Source organism: Virgibacillus sp. SK37, from assembly GCF_000725285.1.
Lineage (GTDB): Bacteria > Bacillota > Bacilli > Bacillales > Amphibacillaceae > Virgibacillus_Q.
The window spans coordinates 856981-874309 of the sequence record NZ_CP007161.1 but is presented as its reverse complement, the minus strand read 5'-3'; the positions used below and the strand labels follow the sequence as shown (position 1 = coordinate 874309).

General features: G+C 37.0%; 18 protein-coding genes, 1 other RNA gene, 1 pseudogene and 2 riboswitches. Of the genes and pseudogenes, 4 read left to right on the top strand and 16 right to left on the bottom strand.

Features of this window, described 5'->3' with window-relative positions; all coding sequences use genetic code 11:
- Positions 1 to 86: 86 nt before the first annotated feature.
- A complete protein-coding gene (locus X953_RS04445) occupies positions 87 to 596 on the bottom strand; it encodes a DNA-deoxyinosine glycosylase (protein WP_040954525.1) in 510 nt (169 codons plus the stop codon).
- Positions 597 to 722: 126 nt separating this feature from the next.
- On the opposite strand from X953_RS04445, the gene X953_RS04440 reads away from it, so the two are divergent.
- Positions 723 to 1658, top strand: coding sequence for an NADP-dependent oxidoreductase (locus X953_RS04440; RefSeq protein ID WP_040954524.1), 936 nt, complete (start codon positions 723 to 725; stop codon positions 1656 to 1658).
- 39 nt (positions 1659 to 1697) lie between these two features.
- Here X953_RS04440 and X953_RS19380 read toward each other — a convergent pair whose 3' ends face one another.
- Both X953_RS19380 and X953_RS04435 read right to left on the bottom strand, forming a co-directional pair.
- Complete coding sequence (locus X953_RS19380) at positions 1698 to 1838, bottom strand: YpzI family protein (RefSeq protein WP_084715612.1); 141 nt, start codon at positions 1836 to 1838, stop codon at positions 1698 to 1700.
- A 64-nt stretch (positions 1839 to 1902) separates the two neighbouring features.
- On the bottom strand, positions 1903 to 2289 hold the full coding sequence (locus X953_RS04435; protein WP_019377091.1) for a hypothetical protein: 387 nt from the start codon (positions 2287 to 2289) through the stop codon (positions 1903 to 1905).
- Between the two features lie 402 nt (positions 2290 to 2691).
- On the opposite strand from X953_RS04435, the pseudogene X953_RS04430 reads away from it, so the two are divergent.
- Positions 2692 to 3644, top strand: a pseudogene (locus tag X953_RS04430) (multidrug resistance efflux transporter family protein).
- Between the two features lie 65 nt (positions 3645 to 3709).
- Here X953_RS04430 and X953_RS04425 read toward each other — a convergent pair.
- From X953_RS04425 to X953_RS04375, 13 genes are all read right to left on the bottom strand, one after another.
- Positions 3710 to 5146 (bottom strand): DHA2 family efflux MFS transporter permease subunit, encoded by a 1437-nt coding sequence (locus X953_RS04425; protein ID WP_040954523.1) that lies wholly within the window; start codon positions 5144 to 5146, stop codon positions 3710 to 3712.
- A 335-nt stretch (positions 5147 to 5481) separates the two neighbouring features.
- Positions 5482 to 6783 carry a nucleobase:cation symporter-2 family protein gene (locus tag X953_RS04420; RefSeq protein ID WP_040954522.1) on the bottom strand — a complete coding sequence of 434 codons (1302 nt, stop codon included), beginning with the start codon at positions 6781 to 6783 and terminating at the stop codon, positions 5482 to 5484.
- Positions 6780 to 7364, bottom strand: coding sequence for a xanthine phosphoribosyltransferase (locus tag X953_RS04415; RefSeq protein WP_040954521.1), 585 nt, complete (start codon positions 7362 to 7364; stop codon positions 6780 to 6782). The genes X953_RS04420 and X953_RS04415 overlap by 4 nt, the downstream gene beginning before the upstream one ends.
- 222 nt (positions 7365 to 7586) lie before the next feature.
- Positions 7587 to 7688: riboswitch (purine riboswitch) on the bottom strand.
- A 64-nt stretch (positions 7689 to 7752) separates the two neighbouring features.
- Positions 7753 to 8136 carry a VOC family protein gene (locus X953_RS04410; protein WP_040954520.1) on the bottom strand — a complete coding sequence of 128 codons (384 nt, stop codon included), beginning with the start codon at positions 8134 to 8136 and terminating at the stop codon, positions 7753 to 7755.
- Positions 8137 to 8463: 327 nt separating this feature from the next.
- Positions 8464 to 9660, bottom strand: a complete 1197-nt coding sequence (locus tag X953_RS04405; RefSeq protein ID WP_040954247.1) for an ISL3 family transposase — start codon at positions 9658 to 9660, stop codon at positions 8464 to 8466.
- A 205-nt stretch (positions 9661 to 9865) separates the two neighbouring features.
- Positions 9866 to 10052, bottom strand: a non-coding RNA gene (gene ssrS / locus X953_RS19375) — 6S RNA.
- A 53-nt stretch (positions 10053 to 10105) separates the two neighbouring features.
- Positions 10106 to 10363: a sporulation protein gene (locus X953_RS04400; RefSeq protein ID WP_369792724.1), complete on the bottom strand. Its 258-nt coding sequence runs from the start codon at positions 10361 to 10363 to the stop codon at positions 10106 to 10108.
- Positions 10364 to 10365: 2 nt separating this feature from the next.
- Entirely contained in the window at positions 10366 to 10521 is a 156-nt protein-coding gene (sspL, locus tag X953_RS19370; protein ID WP_084715611.1) for a small, acid-soluble spore protein L, read from the bottom strand.
- Between the two features lie 121 nt (positions 10522 to 10642).
- Positions 10643 to 12241 carry an acyl-CoA synthetase gene (locus tag X953_RS04395; protein WP_198023312.1) on the bottom strand — a complete coding sequence of 533 codons (1599 nt, stop codon included), beginning with the start codon at positions 12239 to 12241 and terminating at the stop codon, positions 10643 to 10645.
- A gap of 232 nt (positions 12242 to 12473) precedes the next feature.
- Positions 12474 to 12932, bottom strand: a complete 459-nt coding sequence (locus X953_RS04390; RefSeq protein ID WP_040954519.1) for an RDD family protein — start codon at positions 12930 to 12932, stop codon at positions 12474 to 12476.
- Between the two features lie 15 nt (positions 12933 to 12947).
- Positions 12948 to 13943, bottom strand: a complete 996-nt coding sequence (sppA, locus tag X953_RS04385) for a signal peptide peptidase SppA (protein WP_040954518.1) — start codon at positions 13941 to 13943, stop codon at positions 12948 to 12950.
- A 14-nt stretch (positions 13944 to 13957) separates the two neighbouring features.
- Positions 13958 to 14569, bottom strand: coding sequence for a 3'-5' exonuclease (locus X953_RS04380; RefSeq protein ID WP_040954517.1), 612 nt, complete (start codon positions 14567 to 14569; stop codon positions 13958 to 13960).
- Positions 14570 to 14613: 44 nt separating this feature from the next.
- Positions 14614 to 15039: an RDD family protein gene (locus X953_RS04375; protein ID WP_040954516.1), complete on the bottom strand. Its 426-nt coding sequence runs from the start codon at positions 15037 to 15039 to the stop codon at positions 14614 to 14616.
- Positions 15040 to 15275: 236 nt separating this feature from the next.
- Positions 15276 to 15380, top strand: a riboswitch (SAM riboswitch).
- A gap of 87 nt (positions 15381 to 15467) precedes the next feature.
- On the opposite strand from X953_RS04375, the gene X953_RS04370 reads away from it, so the two are divergent.
- Together X953_RS04370 and X953_RS04365 are read left to right on the top strand one after the other, a co-directional pair.
- Positions 15468 to 16517, top strand: a complete 1050-nt coding sequence (locus tag X953_RS04370; protein WP_040954515.1) for a homocysteine S-methyltransferase family protein — start codon at positions 15468 to 15470, stop codon at positions 16515 to 16517.
- 174 nt (positions 16518 to 16691) lie between these two features.
- Positions 16692 to 17120 (top strand): general stress protein, encoded by a 429-nt coding sequence (locus X953_RS04365; protein WP_040954514.1) that lies wholly within the window; start codon positions 16692 to 16694, stop codon positions 17118 to 17120.
- Positions 17121 to 17329 lie beyond the last annotated feature (209 nt).

The following is a 17329-nucleotide window of genomic DNA, read 5'->3' as shown; positions in this document are numbered from 1 at the left end:
CCCCTTCTGATTCCATTGTACCTTTTTTTTGACAATTAAACTAACTTATCTTTCACTACCCTTTTTATCTGTCTTCTAAAACATTTCTAATTATCCAGATAGTCCAAAATGACTTTCCATTCCTCCACTTTACCAGCGAAAGTCTTCGTATATCTACCAGGTATTGGGCTTGTAGAAGGTAGCTTTCGAACATCTACTTCGCCAAATACTTCTTCGAAAAAGTGCTTTTTAAATGTCTGATATGACTTTCCCCCATTACAAACAATTAAATCCAGCGATGGATGTTTCCTCACTAACTCTGCAATATCATTCGGCTCCTCATTTACTATATTCGTGTCCAAACTCCCCTCACGATAACAACTACCAATGGTATCCCAAAGTGCAATCCCTTGTTTTTTAATAAAAGCTAATTTAGCTTCATAGTCCTCTAAGTCCTCTTGCTGGAATAATTCGAACATAATAGGCCAAAAATGATTTCTGGGGTTCCCATAGTATTGTTGCTTCTTTAAGGACATCCCCCCAGGCATAGATCCGAGTATTAGAACCTTTGGTCGTTCTGGTAAAACGGGAGCAAAGGAATATAATTTTTCACTCATATTCATCCCTTCTTTCATGATTAATTTTTCTCATATTCGGGAAACTACTATATTAAACATATGTTTTGGCAAATAAGCAGAAAAAGTTGCCAAACTACTGTAATTCATAGGAGAGAAGGTTTTAGAATGAAAGCAATTATTATAGATGAATATGGTCCTGCTGACAAATTAACTGAAAGCAATGTAGCAGTACCTACTATAAAGGATAATCAAGTTTTAGTTGAATTGCACGCGACATCAATTAACCCTATTGATTGGAAGATCAGAGCAGGTTATTTAAAGGATAATATTCCTTTTGAATTCCCTATCATCCTTGGCTGGGACGCAGCAGGCATAATAAAGGAGATTGGTAGTAATGTAACTGACTTTACTGTTGGAGACCGCGTCTTTGCACGTCCTGCAACGACCGCCAACGGTACCTATGCCGAATACGTTCCTGTAGAAGAAGATTTACTTGCAAAGCTCCCTGAAAATATTACATTCGATGAAGCTGCTGCAGTTCCACTAGCTGGTCTCACTGCATGGCAGTGCCTTGTCGATTTCTCCGAAGTTAAAGAAGGTGACAAAGTATTAATACATGCGGGAGCAGGAGGTGTTGGAAGTTTTGCTATTCAAATTGCCAAACACTTCGGCGCATATGTTGCTTCTACAGCAAGCGAAAAAAATAAAGCTTTATTAAAAGAACTAGGTGTAGATGAATTTATTAATTATAAAGAAGAAGATTTTTCAGACAAGCTATCTGATTACGATATTGTAGTAGATACGATGGGTGGAAAAATCCAGGAGAAAAGCTTTAAGGTTTTAAAAAATGGCGGTAAGCTAGTCTCCATTGTACAAGCACCAAATAAAGAATTAGCTACTGAAAAAGATATTAAAGCAGACTCAATTTGGTTAAAAGAAAATGGTAAGCAATTAAGTGAAATTGCTGAGTTAATGGAAAAAGAAGTAATTAAGCCAGTGATTGGGAATACATTTCCATTGAGTGAAGAAGGCTTAAGAAAAGCTCACGAGCTTAGTGAAACCCATCATGCTAAGGGAAAAATCATTATTAAAATTAAATAATATAAAAAGCGATCAATTATGATCGCTTTTTTCCATTTTTTACTTATTACCGTCATTCAACCTTCTGGCTTCCTCTGGACCTGACATCTTTGTAGCACCCTTAAAACGCAATCCTACATCGCGATCTGACTCTACTCGTCCGCTTTGTTTCAACTTTTTTTCTTGTCGATCTTTTCCCATTCATAGCACCTCCTCACTTTAAATTGAGTATTGTGAGGAAATTTTATTCATAGGATTTAATGTTTTAAGCACCGTCCTGTTTTCTGTGCAGGTATGGCGAATTTTTGATTTTTGTGGTCAACCACCCAGATAATTTAGAAATGTATTGTCCAAAGTTATCCTTTATAAAAAGCACCAACCAAGTTGTTAAATAAATATACCCTAAAATAAGCATAATAGCAGTCAGGCTGCCATCTACAAATTCTTTCATCATATAAGAAAATTCGTTGTCATTATCCCCTCTACCAATGCTGAATAAAAAACTCACCAAAGGTAAAGCAAAAGAGAGAATAATGGTTATATAAGCAAGTGGTATTCTATCCTCTTTGAAATTACTAAATATAGCAGTCCCTAGAGAGAGCAGGATAAAGGTAGAATAAACAATCCAGAACCATATCGGCAAAGTTTCCACAAGATCACTTCCTTCTTTGTTGTTGTAACGCTGCTCATCGTATCCTATTTATATAATTCGCCACATATTTCCATCATCCTGCTTCTCTTTAAAAAACCATTGAATAAGCATTCGTTATTTTATAATTTTATTCTCCCTTTAAATAGCGATATGCTAACATATTATGAATTAAACAGCATCTCTATGCTATTTACATTTGCGCCCCGTGAAATGACTGAAAATTTATTATTTTCTATTGACCAATTAATTAATATTCGATATATTGTATTTATTGCACAAAATTTTAAACTAACGGAATTGATGTTTCAGTTTCACAGAAGCAAAGTATGTTTAGTTTTATAAGGTAGAGCAGGCGGGATTAATCTCCCCCTGCTCATCTATTTTTATTGAGGTGAACACATCATGAAAGCAATCTTAATTGGCCTTTTGGCAGCATTATTTTTTTCGGTAACATTTGTATTAAATCGCTTAATGGAATTGGAAGGTGGACACTGGGTTTGGAGTGCTTCCCTGCGCTTTATGTTTATGTTACCTATTTTGGGAATTATCTTGGGAACAACCCGAAAAATAAAACCAGTAATTAACCATATAAAGAGGCACCCTATACCCTGGTTCTTATGGAGTACAATAGGGTTTGGTCTCTTCTATGCTCCACTTACTTTCGCAACAATATATGGGCCTGGCTGGCTAGTCGCTGCTACATTTCAATTAACCATTATTGCAGGGTCTTTACTGGTTCCTTTTTTAAGTCAAAAAGTGAAACAACGCATCCCATTCAAAGTGTTTTCATTTCACTGATTATCCTTGCAGGAATATTCATTATGCAAATGGAACATGCTACCACAGTTCCAATGACGAATGTTTTACTATGTGTTATTCCACTCGTTATTTCTGCGTTTGCTTACCCACTTGGCAATCGCAAAATGATGCTTTTAGTTCAAGGAGAGCTGACCACTTTTCAACGTCTCCTTGGTATGACAATTGCCTCCATGCCTTTTTGGATCTTTTTGGCTATGTACGGAATCTTCGTAGATGGTTTACCTTCCGGAGCCCAGGTGGGGCAAACATTTATTGTTGCAGTGTCCTCAGGCATTATCGCTACTGCTTTATTTTTTTATGCTGCAGAGCTTGTGCAAGATGATAATCATAAGCTTGCCGGCGTGGAGGCTACTCAATCCGGAGAGGTTATTTTCGCGTTATTTGGCGAGCTACTGTTGTTAAGTGCACCATTACCAAGTGCTTTATCATTTATCGGAATAGGACTAGTAATTTTTGGAATGCTTTTACATAGTGTTGTTTCTGTTCTTGGAAATCGAAAGAAACGGCTGATTATAAAAAAACAGCAAAGCATTTAGATTAATTTTCAAGAAAAAACGGTAGAAGAAAATGAACTTTCTTCTACCGTTCTGCGTTATTATCTCTAACCTTCTTCTTGTTCTACTCTAGCGCGATCTTCATGTGGTGTCGTTCCTTTAATGTAAAGAGCTAAGATAAGTCCAACAAACGAGAGACCTGTCGCAACATAGAACGCCACATTCACGCCATGAATCAGTTCACTCGGAGTGGCGTTTTTACCTGTATTCAATGCTGTGGCTGTCATAATTGTGATGAGGAGAGCTGTACCAATTGAAGCTGCTACCTGTCGCATTGTATTTACCATGGCAGAACCATGTGGGATTAATTTATTTGAAAGTTGATTTAACCCAGCAGTAGTTGAAGGCATCATAATCATGGAAATGCCAAACATCCTTACAGCAAACACCACCGTGATATAGGATAATGACGTATCAGGGGTGAGATTTGTATATAAAAATGATGTTATTGTTAAAATCAGCAACCCAACAATCACAAGGTATCTAGCGCCAAATCTATCAAAGATTCGTCCATTAATTGGTGACATGATTCCCATAATCAACGCCCCTGGCAAAATCATCAAGCCGGAATCCAATGCGGAATAGCCTGCCATATTCTGCATGTAAATAGGCAAAATCGTTTCTGCAGCAATCAACCCAATAAACGCAATCATCCCAATTATTGTTGTTATTGTGAAAATTTTATTTTTAAATACACGAAATTCTAATATAGGTTGCGCAAGCTTAAATTGCCTGAGGATAAAGATAGTTAAACAAATAGCACCTATAGCTAATGACAGAAGAACAACCGTATTAGACCACCCACTATTTCCTGCACTACTAAAGCCATAGAGAAGTCCGCCAAATCCAAGTGTCGATAATACGATGGAAATATAATCTACCTTTGGGAAAGTACGGGTAGTAATATTCTTCATAATAAAAAATGCTACAATAACATCGATAATTGCAAGCGGAAGAACAATTAGAAATAAAGATCTCCAAGGGTAATGTTCAACAAGCCAGCCAGAAATCACTGGTCCTAGAGCTGGTGCAAAGGAGATAACCAAACCAACTGTCCCCATCGCAGAGCCTCTTTTTTCAACAGGAAAAATTAATAAAAAGATAGTCATCATTAATGGCATCATAATTCCTGCTCCAGCTGCTTGAACAATTCTACCAGTCATAAGTATTCCAAAATTTGGAGACACAGCACAAATAAGTGTTCCAAATGCAAAAATAGACATTGCGGTTAAAAATAGCCTTCTAGTAGTAAAGGTTTCTATCAAAAAAGCTGTTATTGGTATCATAATACCGTTAACTAGCATGAAAATAGTAGTGACCCACTGGGCCGTATTTTCTGTTAAATGTAAATCATCCATAATATGTGGTATCGCTGTTGCCAGCAAAGTCTGATTTAGAATGGCAAGAAAAGCACCTGTTATTAGAACTGCAACAATTGGCAGTTTGTTTATATTTTGAATATCTGTTACTTCTTCATTTCTCAATCTATCAACCCCTAAGTTTAAACCGCGCTAGCATCTTCAATAAAAGACAACCAGCACACGTAACAACCGATTCTTCTAAATTTTTTCGCTATTCACCTATCATACTATAGCTTTATAGATTGCACAAAGCAATGGAATAGGAAAAATCAGCTGCAGAGCGAAACTATCCGCCGGTGACATTCCCAAAATAGCTATAGTGTGTTCACCATAAGTTATTTTCCGTAACGGCCGTTTACAGTACTATCAAGTTACCTCGCATTTCATCTGAACTACGGATTGTTTTTCATCTTTATACGCAAAAAAATACAGTGATCGCACTGTATTTTTTCACTTAATTATGCTTCTTGTTCTGTTAATGCTTGTGGTACAGTTTTCTTTGCTACTTTCTTCTTTGGTTTCATATTAAATAGTATATTTAAAGTAATTGCGGTAACACTTCCTGCAACAATCCCATTGCTCGTCAGGATTTGAACACTAGTAGGAAAGTGGGAGAATAACTCAGGAACTACAGTAACACCAAGACCCATACCCACCGAACAGGCTATTATCATAGAATTCTCTGGTGAGTTTGCAATGACATTACTTAACATTTTAATTCCTTGGGAAACTACCATACCGAACATGGCAATCATTGCACCACCTAGAACGGCGGTAGGTATGATCGTAGTAAATGCAGCGATTTTAGGTATAAAACCTAGAAGAATAAGAATCACCCCAGCTACACCTACTACTTTACGGGATTTCACACCAGTTAGTTGAATTAATCCGACGTTTTGTGAGAAAGCTGTGTATTGAAATGCATTAAATACTCCACCAAGCAAAATAGCCAAACCTTCTGCACGATATCCATTAGACAAATCTTTTTCCGTTAATTCTTTTTCTGTAATATCACTCAGTGCAAAATAGACACCTGTAGATTCAACTAGTGAAACCATTGCCACAAGGCACATTGTAATAATGGCAGACCATTCAAACGTAGGCATTCCAAAGTAAAATGGTTGGACCATATGGAAATAAGATGCGTCTGCTACTGCTTGAAAATCAACTTTACCCATCACAGCAGCAATAATAGTACCTGCAAGCAAACCAATTAAAATAGAAATAGAACGAATAAATCCTGTGGAAAAGCGATACAAAAGAATAATAAATAGTAATGTTCCAAATGACAAAGCAATATTAGTGAGAGAGCCAAAATCACTTGCTCCTTGCCCACCTCCCATATTATTAATGGCTACCGGAATAAGTGTGATTCCAATTATGGTTACAACTGAACCAGTGACAACTGGAGGAAAGAAACGTACGAGTTTGCCAAAATATTTGCTAACTAAAACAACAAAAAGTCCAGATACTAAGATGGAGCCATAGATTGCTGATATTCCGTATTCTCCGCCGATTGCAATCATCGGTCCTACCGCTGTAAAAGTACAACCAAGGACGACAGGTAGGCCTATACCAAAAAAGCGATTTTTAAATACTTGAAGTAATGTAGCAACACCACACATTAAAATATCGACGGCAACTAAATATGTCAATTGCTCCGGATTTAAGCCAACTCCTCCACCAACAATCAGCGGAACTAAGATAGCTCCTGCGTACATTGCAAGTACATGCTGTAGTCCTAACGCTGTATTTTTCATATCGATTCTTCCTCCTCAAAAGTAACATTACCTTTGCTTAGTGAAGCTATCTTTGCCAATGATTCCAGACGTATTCCTTGCTCTTCTATAAGACTGCCACCATCCTGAAAAGCCTTTTCAATTACGATGCCTACGCCCGCAATTTTTGCACCCGCTTGCTTTACTAAATCAATTAAGCCGAGCGCAGCTTGTCCATTTGCAAGAAAATCGTCAATAACCAGTACGGTATCCTCACTTGTAATAAAATCCGAGGAAATGGAAATTTCACTCGTTTCCTGTTTTGTAAATGAGTAAACGTTCGCTGAATAGAGATTTTCAATCAACGTAAGCGATTTTCTTTTTCTCGCAAATATCACAGGCACCTCCAGCTGCAATCCTGTCATAACGGAAGGAGCGATACCAGAAGATTCAAGTGTTAGTATTTTGGTAATACCAGCTTCTTGAAATAGCGCTGCAAACTCTTTACCGATTTCTTGCATCAATTGAGGATCGATCTGATGATTTAAAAATCGATCCACCTTTAAAACTGTATTTGATAATGCCTTTCCTTCGTTTACTATCTTTTGCTTTAAAAGTTCCATTTTATTTTCCCCCAAAATGAAGTGTATATATTCGAAATGCTGATAAGTGAAATATAGTGCTCACTACACATTAAGCATAGAAAAGTCTACTACAATGTTTTCCCTCAAAACAAAAAAGCTTGAAGAGATATTGGCTGCATTCCAACTACGAGCAGAACAATATCCTTCAAGCTTTATAAAATGCTGAAAGAAATGAAGGGATATACCAAATATGGCATACACCAACACTGTATTATTTCTCATAGTCGGTTCATTTACGGTAAACCGGTAGAAACTTGCAGGCCATATCCCCGCGATTATATGATGATGATATTCAATTAATGTAACTAGTATAGCATGTGACGTGTCAGTTACAACCCCTCATGCAAATTTAATAATTTTCTAACTTTTATTCCTGTTCGTTGTATAACCATTCCAAAAACTCAATTCGGTTTCCGAAAGGATCGTTAACATAGAAGCGCGAAGCACCAGGTAAACGATCATCTGTAATGACTTCTATGCCCTGATCGGTCAAATATTCTTTCAGATTTTCTAATTGATGCACTTGAATAGCAGGATGAGCTTTTGTTGCTGGTCTAAATGGGTCCTCTATTCCAATATGGATATGAACATCACCTGCTTGAAACCAAACACCCCCATTCTTCTTTAACAATGGTGGCTTTTCAATCTCGGTAAATCCAAGTTTTTCTGCATAAAATTCTTTTGCTTTTTCTTCTCCACCTTTTGGAGCTGCTATTTGAACATGATCCAATCTATTGTACTGAAAATTCATTACCATCCCCCCTCTCTTAAATATATCGTGACTTATAAGGAAAATCTAATACTGAAAACAAATCACGTATATAAACATTTACTTATTTAAACAATTAGAAGGGGGGATTAGCTAAAGCTTGCTTACTATACATTATTTTCCAATATAGCCGTTTATAGTTCAATCAAATAATTCTCTCAGTTTATCTATTTAACGAATCATTGGATGCCATATACGCCTATTTTAGAAGGTTCTCAGTCAAATGTGGTGGTGTGATTTTCACTCCACCATCTCTTTTATTAAAAAGCCTTTGCTTAAATAGCTGCGTACGTATATTGGTTGCCGTTTCTATTGTGTCAAAACCCTTCTAACCTCTTGTCGCCACAGTATTTTCTTTTTTAATCGATTAAAATTTTTAATTCCATACGACATTCGTTTTGCCACTTTAATTGTATTATTTACGCCTTCAATATATCCATTATTAAAAGGATACATAAAGGAATGCAAGATCTCTTGCTTCCACCGCTCAAATGTTTTTCTTACTCTATGAAAAGACTCAATATTAGAATCCTTCATCGCCATTAAACATCCTTCTAGACCCTGTGTAGCGGTCTTTTCGTTACTCTCTTTAAACCACTGATCAAGTTTGTTTTTTAGGTTGTATGCCTCTTCTAATCGAGGATCAACCTGGAGTAACTGATTTACTTTCTCTCGCTCTTCTTCTGATAATTTATAGGTTGATTTCCAAAGTAACTTTTTACTTTTTTTCATATATATCCGGTCTTTTTTCTCTAAGTCTCTTTGCACTTCTCGACGTACTTCATCTAGCGCCCAATATACTTGCCGCATAAAATGAAATCGATCAGCGATGATCAGTGGGTTACCAAGCGCCTTCCGTATTGCTTGCTTAAAAGACTTAGAAAGGTCCATGACGACAATCTCTACGTTACTTGTATCACAGGACTGAAGATAAGCTTTAATTGTATCTACCTTCCGATCAGGTAAGACATCCACAATCTCTTTATTTTCTACATCCGCAATGACCGTTTGAAACCTTTCACCGCCCGCATCCCCTTTAAATTCATCAATAGCTAACGCACGTGGCAGGACTTTCCTTGTTTTTATTTCTTTTCGATCATAAATACGAAGTAACCGTTGCGAACTCATCCCAGTTAACTGGGCAGCTGTAGTAAATGAGCCCACAGCTGTATACGTTAGCGCTGTCGTTTGTATAGAACGGGTGCAACGTTGGTATCGTTCCACCATCTGAAGCTTTTCATAAAACGTATGATTACACGCCTTACATAAGTAGCGTCTCTTTTTCAAAGAAATACTAACTGGTTTATTGGAAACAATGGGCCCCTGAATCGTTTGGGTACGATAGCCGTGGATACTTTTTGTCCTATTGCCACAAAACGGGCACTTCTGCTTCTTTACTTTTGTATATAGCTCTACAAAAAACTTAGCTGAGTCACTAGAAACTTCCCATACATCTACATGTTTGTCTTCAATACCTAACATTTCTATGATAAAATGGTTTTGCACTCTTTCCCTCTCCTTTTCCTTTTGTGTCGCAACTTTAGGTTAACAAAAGAGAGGGGAATGAGTGTATTTTTTTGTTTCTTACGGAAACACTGATCCTCCAAAGGAGACCACCACATTTAGTATAGAGCCTTTTAGAATAAGAATTTCCAAACCACGAAAAAACCAGCCTCCGATAAGGAAACTGGTTTTGATTATTTGTATAAGTATACAGGCCACAATTGCCGTATCTTAAATAAAAAGTTTTAAACCACCACTTCACCAAGTGGGTGTTTGCAGAAACTTTCCTGTCTTCCGCTACATTATGACGGCGCGACATTAGAGCTTCAATGTAAAACTCCCTATTATCTAATTAGAGGTTAAAACTTAATTGAATACGTACATTGCAGCTTGTAAATTTATAATACACCTTTACTCAAAAAAATTCAATGGAAATTTATACTTATAACTAAAAAAGTAACTCATACACTTCAGTCAATTCTTTTACTCGCTGATCATGCTCGACGCTCTTAGCGTAGTGGAGCTCATTCTCAAGGACATCATTTAAGTAGGTCATTTCTTCTTCATCAAGTGCTCTTACAAACATTTCCTCATTGGAATAATTATTTTCATCGAGTTTTTGGAAGATCTGTTGACACATTTCATTTTCTGCGTAATTTGCCAAGGATTCTCTTAAATAGTCCAATGTGTAATCGATTATGCCCACCTCTAGATCTTTGTATTTTTCTTTTTTGCTCGCTGTTCCAGTTGAGATTTTGGGCGTTGTTCTGCCTCATCTTCCGTTAAGCCTTGTGGGTTAACACTGGATTGTACCTGCTTATTACTATAATTATTTCTTTTCTTACTCAAGCAAACCACCTCCATCCATAGTCTTTGAAAATTCCAAGAAACTATTCAAGCAAAACTGTTGCTGAGTTAAAATTAATTTGGCTAATTCTCTATCATGGAAAGAGTGCACCCTTTGGAAATAGTCTTTATGATAAGTTTACTGTTCCAGATTTTCGTATTGGTCTCTTAACGATCTTTTCAATACTTTTCCACTTGGGTTTTTTGGTAATTCATCAGCAAAATCTACCTTTTTAGGAACTTTAAATGGTGATAATTTCTCTCTGCAAAAGGTGATCACTGCCTCCTTTGTTAGGTTCGCATCATGCTTAGGTACAATAATTGCTGTCACTGCTTCAACCCAGTATGCGTCAGGAATGCTGATAACTGCAACCTCTGAAACACCTTCCAATTGATAAATTGTTTCCTCAACTTCCCTGCTCGAGACATTGACACCACCTGTGTTAATCATATCTTTTTTCCGGTCTACGATTGTAATATACCCTTCTTCATCCATTGTTCCAAGGTCCCCACTATGAAACCATCCATTACGGAACGCTTCCGCTGTTTTTTCGGGATCATGTAAATAGCCCTTCATTGCATGAGGTGTGCGGTGTACAATTTCTCCAATCTCTCCTCTGGCAACCTCTTTTCCATTTTCATCGACAATTTTGGTTTGCAAATGTAATGTCGGTACACCGGCAGAACCAAGCTTACGGAGCTGATCTTCCGGCTGCAGAGCAGTTGCAAGAGGAGCTACTTCTGTTTGGCCATAAAAGTTCCAGAATTTTGCGTTTGGCAGTCTTTCTGCAAGTTCTTTTAAAATTTCCCTCGGCATAATAGCTGCACCATAATAGCATTTTTCTAATGTGGATAGATTTCTTTTGTCAAAATCAGGATGACGCAGTAAAGCAATCCATACGGTCGGTGGGCAGAATAGTTGTGTTGCTCCTTCCTCTTCAATTGTTTTTAAAATAATTTCTGGCGTTGCCGCACCAAGAATCACTCCACTTGAACCAATATAGACACTCGGCCCTAAAAAAACATGAAGCTGGGCACTATGATACAGAGGTAGGGCATGGATAGCGATATCCTTATCCTCCATCTTGCCATCAAAAATACAGCTTACATATTCACTTATAATACTCTTATGTGAGAGCATCACGCCTTTAGGCCGAGATTCTGTTCCACTTGTGTAAAGAACCTGCGCCAAATCATCATCCTCAATCATGACATCTACAAGATCTGATGACTTTGTAGCACTAATTACAGATAGAGGTGTCCATGCAGATAAGCTATCATCATTTACTTTCTCTACATCCATTAAATAACGATACGCTATATCCTGCCCTCCTGCAGATTGATCAAGCAGCGGAGCATATTCTTCGGAAGCAATTAACCCAACAACCTCCGCATGTTCAAGAATGTATTTAATATCTTCTCTTGTCAGCATGTAATTTATCGGTATCATTACAGCGCCAATGCGTGCCAATGCAAAAATACTAATTACAAAATCAAGACTGTTTCTCGACATAACTGTAATCATGTCACCTTTTTTCATCCCCGCTGCTATAAATGCTCTTGCAGTTTGATTAACACGTTTATCCAATTCTTTGTATGTTAATCGAAGCTTGTTGTAAGCGATTGCAAATTTATCCGGAGTACGTTCTGCTGTTCTTGCCAGCAGATCCCCTAACGTATTTCTTCTAACCCGTTGCAGCAACTGATCCAGTTCATCGTAAATCGTTATATTCTTCAATACATCCACCCCTTACTTATTTTGATGACTATGATATACCGAATATTCTAACTTTTATACTATTTCAGTCGCTACATAAAATCAAGTCTCAATCAATTTTATTTATTAAAAATAAAAGATAACACAAAAAATTGTATAAAATAAGATCTGCCTTAGGTAGGCATGTGAATCAATGATTATTAAAGTCCACAAACAAAGGTAGCCTTTGCAGACTACCTTTGTTTATCCTTATTCATTCTTCAATGATTACTCTCGTATTTCCAATTCTGTCATGCACACCTTGCTTTTCCGGAGAAAATGCTACGACAATATAGAGCAGAAACGTGAAAAAGAATACACGGTGAAGAAATCTTCCTACAACCTCTCTAAATAAGAGGTCACTCCATAATAGACGCTGGCGATCTTCACGTATCACTTTGATGCCAAAAATCATCTTTCCTAACGTTTGATTATATACCTTGGTCATCAACAAAAAATAAATATAAAAAATCAAGGAACCCAAAATACCTGTCACTGTCCAAAAACCAATATCAAAAGGAGCTCCCTCCAGAAATTTAAACGGACTAAGCAGGATGCCAGTCACACTAAATACGATGAGAAGATCTGCCAGGTATGCCCAGAACCGCATCCAAAAGCCAGCATACCTAACCACTGGTTGATCAGCCAAAGAGAATTCGTTTGCCTCTTCCATTATGACTGCACCTCCTTATTCTGAATATAAATACATTGCTCTTGGTCCATTGGATTGTCTTAGGAATTCTTGAATTCCGAAAAGATCTTTTTCTGTACCAAGCATACTTTGCATTGTCCCACTTAAAAATTGGTTAAAAGGTAAACCTTTTTCATATTCAATAACAGACGCTTTACCAAGTTGATTGTCTTTTTTCATCAAAGCAATCGTGTCGTCCAATGTCCCCAAATCATCCACGAGATTAATCTCTTTCGCTTGGGATCCTGTATAAACACGACCGTCTCCAATTTCCCTTACCCTCTGTTCTTTCATCTCTCTGCCTTCCACTATAACGTCAACAAAGTCACCATATAAGTCATCAATCATAGTTTGAAGAATGTCACGCTCATCGTCTGTCATTTTTCTACTGGAAGACATGATGTCCTTGTATTTCCCACTTTTAATTGTATTGAAATTAATCCCATGTTCTTCCGCAAATTCAGCAAAGTTAAAACTTTCCATAATAACACCGATAGAACCGGTTAATGTAGCAGGATGTGCGACAATTTTATCAGCAGGAGCTGAGATATAATAGCCTCCTGAAGCAGCTGTATTTCCCATCGATACATACACAGGCTTTTGATATGTATTTTGAATATCTACAATTTTATCATGAATTTCCGCACTTTCTACAACGCCACCTCCAGGGGAATTAACCCGGATAATAATACCCTTTACCGACGAATCCTCTCCTGCTTGTTCAAGTGTATCCAAAAACCGCTTATGGTTATAAACATTCGCATTTATTAGAGAGCCTCCGGAAGCATCCTGAATCACACCTTCTAAATGCAAGACAGCTATTTTTTTATCTACTGCACCTTCTTCTATTACAGTTTCCGATAGTTGATTATCTTCAAAATTAAACATCTGGTCAAAATTGGTTGTCGCAACACTTGTAGATAATTGGACTACAATAGAGACAACAAACAACCCTATTGCAATAACAAGTGCAAACCACCTTTTGTTATTCATTTATGAACCTCCTTTTATAAATATATCCTTCTTCTTTTCTTAGTTGAAATAGACTTTGGTGCCACATACCCTCTTTCATATATCTTTCCTTTTCTCATTTGGCATATTTTTAAAAAGCTATCCAATGAATCAGCTTTTCGTTCATTAAGTGCCTTCATAAAAACTTTTGCAGCTACGCGAGCGTCTTCTAGTGCGTGATGATGCTCAAAAGTAATTTTATGATGGCTAGCTAATGTATTCAGTTTGTGGTTTTGTAAGTGTGGCCAGATTTTTTTGGAAATATTCACTGTGCAAAGGTATTCCATTTCCGGGTATGGAAGTTGAAAATAATCTAATGTATTTCTAATTACACTCATATCAAAGCTGGCATTATGTGCAATAACCAAATTGTTGGATAGGTAGCTATTTAATTGTGGCCATAATTCCGCAAAGGTAGGCGCATCTTGAACATCATTTTCAGTTATTCCGTGAACACCTATATTAAAGCCACTAAAAGACATCATAGGATTTATCAAACTATAAAATTCATCAATTATTTGGTGTTCATTGGCAACTACAAGACCTACTGCGCAAGGGCTATGTCGCTTCTCATTCGCTGTTTCAAAATCTATTGATACAAAATTCATGTAATAGTTGCCCCCCATCATAAATTTTTACACTGGTATCTAAATTATTTATTCCTGTACACTACCCTCGTTCCACAAATGAAATCATGGAGCGCTTTTTTATTTTCCGTAAAACCTGCAACAATAAAGCCAAGCATAAACGGGATAGCCGACAGAATATAAGAAAAATATCTTCCAATGGATTTTAATATACTAATCTGTGTCATATCTTGATTTAAAACTTGTATTTGACAAACCATCTTTCCAAGAGATCCACGAAATTTGCTTGCCGTAAATAGTATAATGAATACTACGGAATACAATAAAGTTGATATTCCTTCCGATATGGAATCTTCTGTGGTTTCTCCCTGAAAGAACGTCTCATCACCTATAATGACTGCGATAATTAATGCTAGTATGGAAATAATAACTCCATCAACTAAATTTGCCAAAAAACGAATCCAAAATCCTGCTGGTTTATAACTTTCCATGTTTTTCCTCCTTGTATTCGTCTATCCTTACATACGTATTGTTAACATAAAAGTTTCCTTTTTCAAGGAAATGTACGGCAATATAAGGATTAAATTATACTTCATATTGTAGACTATAATTTCGATGTATAAAAGAAACTGAACTACACCTTAAAAGCAGAATATTATAAAATCTACTTGACATTGTTTACCTTCTCCTGTATGTTATTATTTAATATCAAATTGAATATTTAGATTTCTTATCCAGAGAGGTGGAGGGACTGGCCCAACGAAGCCTCGGCAACAGACTTATGGAGTACTGTGCCAATTCCAGAAGCATATTACATGCTTGAAGATAAGAGGAGAAACATTATTTTAGTGACAAAAGCCTCTTCTTATGTAAAGAAGGGGCTTTTTTTGTTCACACAATAAAAAGAGGAGGAAACAAAATGAAAAGAAGTTTAGATCAACGTCTACAAGATGGGACAGTCATTGCTGGTGAAGGTTACTTATTTGAACTGGAAAGAAGAGGGTATTTACAGGCTGGCTCTTTTGTTCCGGAAGTCGCCTTGGACCACCCAGAAGCTTTAAAACAGGCTTACCGCGACTATATGAATGCAGGTTCTGACATTGTTCTGGCATTTACATACAATGCCCACCGAGAAAAGATGCGAATTATTGGTAAGGAAGATTTACTGGAACCATTAAACAGAAATGCAATCCGTCTTGCTAAAGAAGTAGCCAAGGAGCATCCAATCGAAGAAGCGCTGGTAGGAGGAAATATCTCCAATACAAACTTATTTGACCAGAATGACCTTGAATCAAAAGAAAAGGTTCGGGAAATATTTGCAGAAATGGTTCAATGGTGCAAAGAAGAAGGTGTAGATTTCGTTAACGGGGAAACGTTCTACTATTATGAAGAAGCTCTGATTGCTTTAGAGGAAATTAAAAAGCAAGGCTTGCCTGCTGTTATTACATTCGGTTTAATGGGCGAAAACATTCTCCGTGATGGGTATACCGTAGAAGAAGCATGCCGACTTCTTTCCGAAAAAGGGGCATTGGTTGTAGGAATGAACTGTTTCCGTGGGCCACACACTATGCAACCATATATAGTTGATATCAGAAAAAATGTAGATGGCTATGTTGGAGCATTGCCAATTCCATACCGTACTTCAGAAGAACATCCAACCTTTTTTAACTTGCCAGATGGGGGCTGTAGCTGTCATTTGCCTTTAGAGACTACATTCCCAACAGCTTTAGATCCACTTTATCATAACCGTTATGAGTTGGCAGAATGGGCGAAGGAAGCAAACGATCTGGGCGTTAATTATATTGGCTTATGTTGTGGTGCATCTCCGGCAATGCTTCGAGCTGTTGCAGAAGCAGTCGGTGTTGAAACCATTAACTCCAAATACTCACCTGATATGGAAAAGCACTTTTTGTTTGGCAAAGACAAAACATTAAAGCAGCATAATTTAAGTTATCGTTTAAAAGCTTAAACGATAGAAAAAAACCTTCTATTATGATAGCAAAAAAATATGGGAGTATAAAATTTGCTCAATGCTCCTTTCATAAGAGAAAATTCGATTACTTCATAGTTTCCCACGTTTTAAATTGCTTAGCGTTGGGAAGTTACTTGTATAGGTATTTTTTCTTAGGATAGGAGGTTAAATATGGGCAAGGAAGTTTTTGGTCCTTTCCAAGCAAATGATGAAGTAATACGACTTGTAAGCAACTTGGAATTAAAAGGTTATAGATCTGAAAACATTACAGTATTTGCCAACACAGAGGATTTCGAAGAGCTAGACAAAAGAACAGATGTATCTGTTGAAAGTAGTATTACCGATGAGGAAGAACCTACTTTCATGGACAAAGTAAAACGAGTCTTCTCCAATGACGCAGGTACACATCCCCACTTACACGATCGCCTGTTAAATTCTGCTGTAACAGACAAGCAAGCCAAAGAATATGTGGATGCAATTGAAAATGGAGGCGTACTTGTGATTGCAGATAATGATTTAAAAATGGGCCATGATGCCACGAATGAACCAATGGTAAATAATATAAATATGAGTGAATCTGCGATTAAGAGAGACTATTAATGAATTGGTGAACATACGATTGTTCACCTTTTTTGTTGATGCAAATGAACTTAAACACTTCCTCTTACTGCCGTTTAATCTTTCTCAATGCAGATTGCCTGTCTCCTAATCCTAAATGTTCCTCCCTACGGTTAATTAAAATCCACACTATATTAAAAAAGTATCTTAAATTTTCTATATTTTATTGACATTATATTTATTTCTGCTAT

Bases quoted from the DNA above. Each gene is read 5' to 3' on its own strand.
- X953_RS04445 (WP_040954525.1), bottom strand. From the start codon at position 596: ATGAGTGAAAAATTATATTCCTTTGCTCCCGTTTTACCAGAACGACCA.
- X953_RS04440 (WP_040954524.1), top strand. From the start codon at position 723: ATGAAAGCAATTATTATAGATGAATATGGTCCTGCTGACAAATTAACT.
- X953_RS19380 (WP_084715612.1), bottom strand. From the start codon at position 1,838: ATGGGAAAAGATCGACAAGAAAAAAAGTTGAAACAAAGCGGACGAGTA.
- X953_RS04420 (WP_040954522.1), bottom strand. From the start codon at position 6,783: ATGAAAAATACAGCGTTAGGACTACAGCATGTACTTGCAATGTACGCA.
- X953_RS04415 (WP_040954521.1), bottom strand. From the start codon at position 7,364: ATGGAACTTTTAAAGCAAAAGATAGTAAACGAAGGAAAGGCATTATCA.
- X953_RS04410 (WP_040954520.1), bottom strand. From the start codon at position 8,136: ATGAATTTTCAGTACAATAGATTGGATCATGTTCAAATAGCAGCTCCA.
- sspL (WP_084715611.1), bottom strand. From the start codon at position 10,521: ATGGAGGTGGTTTGCTTGAGTAAGAAAAGAAATAATTATAGTAATAAG.
- X953_RS04390 (WP_040954519.1), bottom strand. From the start codon at position 12,932: ATGGAAGAGGCAAACGAATTCTCTTTGGCTGATCAACCAGTGGTTAGG.
- sppA (WP_040954518.1), bottom strand. From the start codon at position 13,943: ATGAATAACAAAAGGTGGTTTGCACTTGTTATTGCAATAGGGTTGTTT.
- X953_RS04380 (WP_040954517.1), bottom strand. From the start codon at position 14,569: ATGAATTTTGTATCAATAGATTTTGAAACAGCGAATGAGAAGCGACAT.
- X953_RS04375 (WP_040954516.1), bottom strand. From the start codon at position 15,039: ATGGAAAGTTATAAACCAGCAGGATTTTGGATTCGTTTTTTGGCAAAT.
- X953_RS04370 (WP_040954515.1), top strand. From the start codon at position 15,468: ATGAAAAGAAGTTTAGATCAACGTCTACAAGATGGGACAGTCATTGCT.
- X953_RS04365 (WP_040954514.1), top strand. From the start codon at position 16,692: ATGGGCAAGGAAGTTTTTGGTCCTTTCCAAGCAAATGATGAAGTAATA.